This is a genomic window from Peribacillus sp. NPDC060253 (assembly GCF_042727425.1).
GTDB lineage: Bacteria > Bacillota > Bacilli > Bacillales > DSM-1321 > Peribacillus.
In genome coordinates this window covers 73,168-80,259 of record NZ_JBHXAS010000007.1, presented here as the reverse complement: position 1 = coordinate 80,259, position 7,092 = coordinate 73,168, and the positions used below count along the sequence as shown (strand labels likewise).

General features: G+C 41.7%; 9 protein-coding genes. 3 read left to right on the top strand and 6 right to left on the bottom strand.

What is annotated here, in order from left to right; translation table 11 throughout:
* Positions 1-101 precede the first annotated feature (101 nt).
* A complete protein-coding gene (locus ACFWE9_RS03595; protein ID WP_083232278.1) occupies positions 102-233 on the top strand; it encodes a YuzL family protein in 132 nt (43 codons plus the stop codon).
* A gap of 45 nt (positions 234-278) precedes the next feature.
* On the opposite strand, the gene ACFWE9_RS03590 is transcribed toward ACFWE9_RS03595, so the two are convergent.
* Positions 279-1,196 (bottom strand): proline dehydrogenase family protein, encoded by a 918-nt coding sequence (locus ACFWE9_RS03590; RefSeq protein ID WP_377355632.1) that lies wholly within the window; start codon positions 1,194-1,196, stop codon positions 279-281.
* A gap of 148 nt (positions 1,197-1,344) precedes the next feature.
* On the opposite strand from ACFWE9_RS03590, the gene ACFWE9_RS03585 reads away from it, so the two are divergent.
* Entirely contained in the window at positions 1,345-1,623 is a 279-nt protein-coding gene (locus tag ACFWE9_RS03585; RefSeq protein ID WP_230161907.1) for a hypothetical protein, read from the top strand.
* A gap of 13 nt (positions 1,624-1,636) precedes the next feature.
* Positions 1,637-1,972: a spore coat protein gene (locus ACFWE9_RS03580; RefSeq protein WP_230161909.1), complete on the top strand. Its 336-nt coding sequence runs from the start codon at positions 1,637-1,639 to the stop codon at positions 1,970-1,972.
* An 82-nt stretch (positions 1,973-2,054) separates the two neighbouring features.
* Here the strand turns inward: ACFWE9_RS03580 and ACFWE9_RS03575 are convergent, their stop codons facing one another.
* From ACFWE9_RS03575 to ACFWE9_RS03555, 5 genes are all read right to left on the bottom strand, one after another.
* Positions 2,055-3,227 (bottom strand): FtsW/RodA/SpoVE family cell cycle protein, encoded by a 1,173-nt coding sequence (locus ACFWE9_RS03575; RefSeq protein WP_230161911.1) that lies wholly within the window; start codon positions 3,225-3,227, stop codon positions 2,055-2,057.
* A gap of 147 nt (positions 3,228-3,374) precedes the next feature.
* Entirely contained in the window at positions 3,375-4,256 is an 882-nt protein-coding gene (locus ACFWE9_RS03570) for a metal ABC transporter permease (RefSeq protein WP_377355627.1), read from the bottom strand.
* Positions 4,253-5,176, bottom strand: coding sequence for a metal ABC transporter permease (locus ACFWE9_RS03565; protein ID WP_230161913.1), 924 nt, complete (start codon positions 5,174-5,176; stop codon positions 4,253-4,255). The genes ACFWE9_RS03570 and ACFWE9_RS03565 overlap by 4 nt, the downstream gene beginning before the upstream one ends.
* Before the next feature lie 10 nt (positions 5,177-5,186).
* Complete coding sequence (locus tag ACFWE9_RS03560; RefSeq protein ID WP_230161915.1) at positions 5,187-5,942, bottom strand: metal ABC transporter ATP-binding protein; 756 nt, start codon at positions 5,940-5,942, stop codon at positions 5,187-5,189.
* A 14-nt stretch (positions 5,943-5,956) separates the two neighbouring features.
* Positions 5,957-6,880 (bottom strand): metal ABC transporter solute-binding protein, Zn/Mn family, encoded by a 924-nt coding sequence (locus ACFWE9_RS03555; protein WP_230161917.1) that lies wholly within the window; start codon positions 6,878-6,880, stop codon positions 5,957-5,959.
* Between the last annotated feature and the right edge of the window lie 212 nt (positions 6,881-7,092).

Sequence of the window (7,092 nt, the reverse complement as noted above, 5' to 3'; positions counted from 1 at the left end):
CCGCAATGATTAAACAGGAAAAAATATATTTTTTATCCACAGTTCCTTTGGTTATTTCTCCTCTGTTCAGTAGAAAATAACGAGCAGGAGGTGACTATAAAATGAAGCGTAAAGATAATCCTTCTAAAGCAGCTGTAAGTGCAGCAAGTGTTAAAGGCAATGCTGGCCCTGGCGGTGAACGTCAACATGGGATCAATAAAGTGAACAGCCAAAACAATCAGTTCAAAAAGTAAATGCTTAATTTGAGCAGCCGTCCCATATCCGGGCCGGCTTTCGCTCTATTTCTTGAATAGACCTTTTAAAACGAAAGCAATATTGGCCGGCCTCTCTGCAAGGCGGCGCATGAAGTATCCATACCAATCCGTACCATATGGAACATATACCCTTACCTTATATCCTTCTTTTACGAGTTCTAGCTGCTTCTCATTACGTATGCCATATAACATTTGAAATTCATATTGATCATCGGGAATTCCGTGCTCTTTGACCAATTCCCTCGTATAATCAATGATTTTATCGTCATGCGTGGCAACAGCGGTGTAATTGCCATTCAGCAAATGCTTCTTGATGATTTTCTTGAAATTTTCGTCCACATCATTTTTCTCGGAAAAAGCCACTTCCCTCGATTCCTTATAAGCTCCTTTAACAAGTCTTAGATTCGGATGGTATTCATTCAACTCCTCGATATCTTTTTCAGTCCGATACAGATATGCTTGGATGACAGTCCCCAATTCATTATATTCAGCCTTTAAGTTTTTGAATACATCCAAAGTCGGATTGCAGCGCGGAAAATCTTCCATGTCAAGTGTTACGAACACTTGATGTGCTTTGGCTTCATCCAAAATCCTCCGCATATTATTCATCACGACTCGTTCGGACAAATCCAAGCCCATCGAAGTCAATTTCAAAGATAACTGTGATTCCAGACTGTTTCTGGCAATCATGCGAATCGCTTCTATACACTGGTCTGCCATCTTCCTTGCTTCTTTTTCATCTTCAATGAATTCCCCTAAATAATCAATGGTTACAGCAAGCCCTTTCCTGTTTAAATCTGCAATGACGGCAGATGCCATTTCCAATGATTTTCCAGCCACGAAACGGGATGCCCCAAATCGTAACCCATATTTTTTCGCTGCCTTCGTCATGCTTTTATTCTTTGATAAAAAAAGAAAAAGGTTTCTTAATATTTGCTCCATCTGCATTCCCTCCAAATCATTTTTGGAAAATAGATGCACAAGATTATTTTACCATTTAATTCATTTTTCAGATATTTAGAAGCCAGAATAAAAAATTTCATGAAGGGAAAATTAAATTCGTTTAGAGAACACTTAAGGAGGTAGAATGATGGAACAGCAAAATTCGTTTAACAGCCCACAGCAGTCCACCGGTTTTATGAAACAACCGCCGGAATTGGTTTCGGTGAAAGACAGTTTATATTTAACCGATATGCTTGCATGGAATCTGAATGCGATTAAAAAAGCACACTTTTTTGCCGCGCAATGCAAGGACCCGCAAATCATCGATGCATTAAACCGATGCGGACTCATGCATCAGCGCCATTACGATACCATTCTGACTCATTTGGCACCAAACCAAAATCAGAATCAACAACAATTTCAGTAAAGGAGGGTTCTTGATGCCCAATCAAAACAAAGTCCAAAATCCAGAAACTCCTGTGCCAAAGACACCGCAAATGAATGATCGGGATTTTATAAACGATATGCTTACTACTGAAAAGTATTTCTGTAACTCCTTTTCCGTTGCCTTGCATGAAATGAGTAATCAATCGTTATTCCAAGACATCTTCTCCATCTCGAAAGAAAATCATGATATGCAGCGCGAGCTATACAATCTTATGTTCGAAAAAGGATGGTATAGTTTAGAAAGTGCACAACCGACCAGCTTAAGCCAGTCGTATCAACAATTTTCCGGATATAAAAGCCAATTCCCATATGGATCAAACATTCAATAAACATGCAAGCAGGAGCTGGATTCAGCTCCTTTTGTCTTTTTGCTACAAAGAAAGCCGGCCCGTGGTGGGCCGGCTTTGTAATTTAGATATCCGTTGAAAACATGTACTTCTTATAGTGATACCGAATGCTGAATATTAAGCCCATGGCCATCATGTTCCCCATTAACGAGCTTCCCCCATAACTGATGAATGGAAGCGGAATGCCCGTGATCGGTAAAAGGCCTACCGTCATGCCGATATTTTGAAAAACGTGAAACGTCAACATGCTTATAACGCCAACACAGATATATGTATAGAAGTTATTTTTCGTGTCCATTCCCGTTTTTGTTATGTGGTAAATCAATAGGAAAAATAAGGATATTATGATGCTTGATCCGATAAAACCAAATTCTTCACCGATGATACTGAAAATGAAATCCGAATGACTCTCAGGCAGATATACTTCCCTTGAGCCTATTCCCTTACCTGTGGTCTGACCGGAGCCGATAGCCAGTAAGGATTTAGTTAAGTGATACCCTTCGGAGCTCGCATAATTATATGGATCCAGCCAAGAATAGATACGTCCGAATTGATAGGATTTTACCCCTAAGTATTTTTCCAGAAGCTCTGGCTTCCAAAGGACAAAGTATAGGATCGTGGAAGCAACGACAATTCCCCCCGATACGATCGGCAAGAGAATCTTCCATGATACCCCTGATATGAAAACCATTCCGAGCATGATTGACATGATGACAAGCGAGGTACCTAAATCCGGCTGTTGCATGATTAACAATAGCGGGCCCCCGGTCACAAGACCGATTTTAACAAGCAGCCATAAATCCGTTTGAATCGTTTTCAGCGTGTTTTTAAGATGATGGTTCGATATGACATTTGCTAAAGCCAGAATCAGAAAAACCTTCATGAATTCCGAGGGCTGAATCGAACCAATTCCCGGAATGACGTACCAACTTCTTGCACCATTTATATTTGGTACGATGCTACTTGGCATAAGAATCAGCAATAATAACAAAAACAATCCGAATCCATAAGCATACCAAGATATTTTTTTCAACTGATCAGAATCCAGGGTGATAAAACCTAATACGATCCCAATCCCCACTATATACCAAAAAATTTGTTTAATTAAGAAGTTTTCAGCGTACTGTCCAGTCGTTTGGGCACTATAGATTGCTAAGCAACTTCCAACGCATAACAACAGCAATATTGTGACCAAAGAAAAATCTATTCGTGATGAAAATTTATTTTGTTCTTCCATACTTAACTCTCCCTTAAAAAGGCTCCTGCGATATATCTTTAAATACACTTATTCATTATACTTTAAACAAATAAAATCACAACTATATCGAAGAATAGTTTACAGGCTCCATGAAGTTATCCGCATGGAGCCTGCTGGGAGAGGAAACTATGAATGTGATTCCTTTGACTTCCTCCGTTTCAGGAATCTGCTCACCAGTCCATGGCTTGGGGAAAAGAGAAAGGCCAATCCGAATAATAAAGCGGCTGAACCTACCATGCAACCAGATATCGAGGCATCCAAAACGGTAGCTGAATAATAGCCGATGAGAGAACTCAGTATTCCAACACCGATACTAACCAAAATCATCCGACTTAAACGGTCTGACAGCAGATAAGCTGTTGCAGCAGGTATGATGAGCATTCCCACCACTAAAATGGAGCCTACACTATCAAAAGAAGCCACTGTAGTCAGTGAAATGAGGCTCATCAATAAATAATGAAAGAAAAGGACAGGGATTCCCATTGCAGCCGCAAGTGATGGATCAAAGGAAACGAGTTTAAACTGTTTGAAGAAAAGGAAAATCAGTATGAGATTCAAGATCAAACAACTGCCCACAATCCAAACCGCTTTTGGTCCGGCCCCGATTCCACCGATTGTCATCGTGTTCCAGGGTGTATAGGCAATTTCTCCATAAAGGACATGTTCCAGGTCAAAATCTATTTGTTGTGTATACAAGCTCACCAGTACAATCCCCGTTGCAAAAAGGGATGTGAATACAATCCCGATTGCTGCGTCAGATTGAACGCCCGACGATTGGAAAAGCTGGATTAAGAATACTGTAAGTAAGCCTAGCGCAGCTGCCCCGATCAGCATTGGAACCGAGTCACGAGTCCCGGTTATTAAAAATGCCAATACGATTCCGGGTAACACGGAATGACTGATGGCATCCCCTATCAACGTCATTTTCCTGACTATTAAAAAACACCCTAATACACTGCATGAACTCGCCACTAATGCTCCTACTAAGATAATCCAAAAATCATTCATGATGGATGGCTCCCTTTCCTTCTTTCCTGTTCGAGAGAATATTTCTTTTTCGTCGATACCCTTCTCCATACAGATGAAAGCACTCCACGTTTAGGTGCAAAAAGCATGGAAAAGAAAAACCATACCGTCGCTGATAAAACAATTAACGGTCCTGTTGGCAAATCATTGACAGTTGTACTGATTAACGTGCCGGATACACCACTCAACATTCCGAATATCCCAGAAAGGATGACCATGATATGCAGCCGCTCTGTCCAGTACCTCGCAGAAACCGCAGGCGTGATTAGTAGAGATGCCATCAATACGACACCAACGGCTTGGATACCGATCACTACAGCTGCCACGATCAGCATCATGATGAAATAATCCAGAAAAACGACCGGCAGTCCCATCCCCTTGGCAAAACCAGGGTCAAAGGACAGTAGCTTGAATTCTTTAAAAAACACGGTACAAGTGAAAATGAGTATAAAGGAAACCGTCATCATCATATATACATCGGACATGACCATTGATGCCGTCTGGCCGAATAGAAAGGTATCCAACCCACTCTGGTTTCCATACTCGCTCTGCTGGATTTGTGTAAGCATGACAATTCCGAAACCAAAGAAGGAAGATAAAACAATTCCCAAGGCCGCATCCTGCTTGATCTTACTGTATCTCGTGAGCACACTGATCAAGAAAACAGCCACTAAACCTGCTAGTGCCGCACCAATCAAAAAGAAGGAAGTGGATTTCACCCCTGTTAATATAAAAGCGACGCAGATTCCGGGTAACGCTGCATGTGCGAGCGTGTCTCCAAGCAAAGACTGCTTTCTGAGGTAGGCGAAACTGCCGATGACTCCACTGCTTAATCCGAGGAACATCGTCCCAAGCAAAATCCACCTTGTATTAGGATCTGTAATAATATCCAGTATGTTCATCGTGTACACCTCATTTTAATAAAAGGCCGGACTTCGTGTCTGATAGTATCGCCAGGCGGCCTCCGTAAGTTTCCTGTAAGTATTCAGGAATGAAAACTTCTTCTGTCGGACCTATTTTCATCACCTTTTTATTCAGTAACATCGTCCAGTCAAAATATTCCTTTACAGTCGATAGATCATGGTGCACAACAAGAACGGTTTTGCCTTTTCCCTTCAATTCCATCAGCAATTGTATGATTGCTTTCTCGGTTGCTGCATCTACCCCTACGAACGGTTCATCCATAAAATAAATATCCGCTTCCTGGGCCAATGCACGAGCCAGGAAAATCCGTTGCTGCTGTCCGCCCGAGAGCTGGCTGATCTGGCGGTTAGCGTATTCAACCATCCCCACTTTATCCAGGCACTCCATCGCCTTCTGCCTTTCAGCCTTCCCTGGTCGCTTCAGCCATCCGAGGTGACCATATCTACCCATCATCACTACATCTAGCGCGTTGGTTGGAAAATCCCAATCTACTGATTCCCGCTGTGGTACATAGCCAATACTCTTCCTCATCGATTTATAAGTAGATCCCTTTATTGTAATTTCTCCCGATATTTTTGGAATCAATTCGAGTATTCCCTTTATCAAGGTCGATTTCCCTGCTCCATTGGGGCCTATAATACCGATTAAATTCCCTTCCGGCACCTCAAATGAGACATCTTCAACAACCGGTTTCTTATGATATGCAATCGTTAAATTCTCGACCTTCAAAGCTGCTTGATCCATCTTTTTTCCTCCCCTTATTTCAAAGCATGGACGATGGTTTCTGTATTATGACGGACCATACCGATATATGTTCCTTCTTCCGTCCCTTTTTCACCCATCGCATCCGAGAATAATTCACCGCCGATTTTCACTTTGTGCCCTTGCTTCCCAGCTCCTTGAATGACAGCCTCGATAGCCTTCCTTGGCACGCTGGACTCTATGAAAATCGCTTTTATTTTGTTCTCCACAAGGTAATTCCGCATATCCGTCACATCTTTTGATCCATATTCCGATAATGTATTGATCCCTTGAAGCCCTCTTACGTCCAAACCATAGGACTGACCGTAGTATCCAAAAGCGTCATGTGCTGTAACGAGCACCCGTTGGTCTTCTGGTATTTTATTTATTTCATCTTGAACATATTTATCAAGTTCCTCCAACTGCTGAACATACTCTTCATAATTATCAAGAAACTCTGCTTCATGATCTGGATCATTGGCAATCAACTCTTTCTTCACTGACTCCGCCGCAACCATCCAGAGCTTTACATCAAACCATACGTGGGGATCATGTTCCGTTGCACTCACTTTACGGAGTTGTTCCTCCTTGAAGTCCTCCGTTACGGCAATCGTCGGTTTATCCTTGCTCATCATTTCAAAGATATCCGTCATTTTTCCCTCTAGATGGACCCCGTTATAAAAAATCATATCTGCCGAATCCAGTGTCTTCACATCGCCCTGTGTCGCTTTATAAAGATGGGGATCCACTCCGGGTCCCATTAAACTGGTGACCTCGACATGTTTACCGCCAATATTCTCAACCAAGTCCCCTATCATTCCTGTCGTAGCAACTACGTTCAACTTGCCATTGTCCTTATCCTGTTTGGTCGTGTCATTGCCGCACCCCGTTAAAATCAGCATTGCAGCAAGAACGCCCCCAATAGATTTTAGAAAACCCATCATATTCCCTCCCCTTTTTCGTTTCCCTAAAAATGTTTACCGTATGCAAAATTAAGTGTAAATTTTTTTACATTGTCGTAAATGCTAAAAAGTTTCCTCTGTACAACTTATTTTATACTATACACAATTATACAAAAAAAGTGCAACTCTTTTTTAACATTTCAAAAAGGCCAATGTCTTTTACACACAGCAAAAACTGTCTGGAATCTCTA

What these genes read in the sequence shown, in the direction of transcription:
- ACFWE9_RS03595 (WP_083232278.1), top strand. Translation starts at nt 102, where the DNA reads ATGAAGCGTAAAGATAATCCTTCTAAAGCAGCTGTAAGTGCAGCAAGT.
- ACFWE9_RS03590 (WP_377355632.1), bottom strand. Translation starts at nt 1,196, where the DNA reads ATGGAGCAAATATTAAGAAACCTTTTTCTTTTTTTATCAAAGAATAAA.
- ACFWE9_RS03585 (WP_230161907.1), top strand. Translation starts at nt 1,345, where the DNA reads ATGGAACAGCAAAATTCGTTTAACAGCCCACAGCAGTCCACCGGTTTT.
- ACFWE9_RS03580 (WP_230161909.1), top strand. Translation starts at nt 1,637, where the DNA reads ATGCCCAATCAAAACAAAGTCCAAAATCCAGAAACTCCTGTGCCAAAG.
- ACFWE9_RS03575 (WP_230161911.1), bottom strand. Translation starts at nt 3,227, where the DNA reads ATGGAAGAACAAAATAAATTTTCATCACGAATAGATTTTTCTTTGGTC.
- ACFWE9_RS03570 (WP_377355627.1), bottom strand. Translation starts at nt 4,256, where the DNA reads ATGAATGATTTTTGGATTATCTTAGTAGGAGCATTAGTGGCGAGTTCA.
- ACFWE9_RS03565 (WP_230161913.1), bottom strand. Translation starts at nt 5,176, where the DNA reads ATGAACATACTGGATATTATTACAGATCCTAATACAAGGTGGATTTTG.
- ACFWE9_RS03560 (WP_230161915.1), bottom strand. Translation starts at nt 5,942, where the DNA reads ATGGATCAAGCAGCTTTGAAGGTCGAGAATTTAACGATTGCATATCAT.
- ACFWE9_RS03555 (WP_230161917.1), bottom strand. Translation starts at nt 6,880, where the DNA reads ATGGGTTTTCTAAAATCTATTGGGGGCGTTCTTGCTGCAATGCTGATT.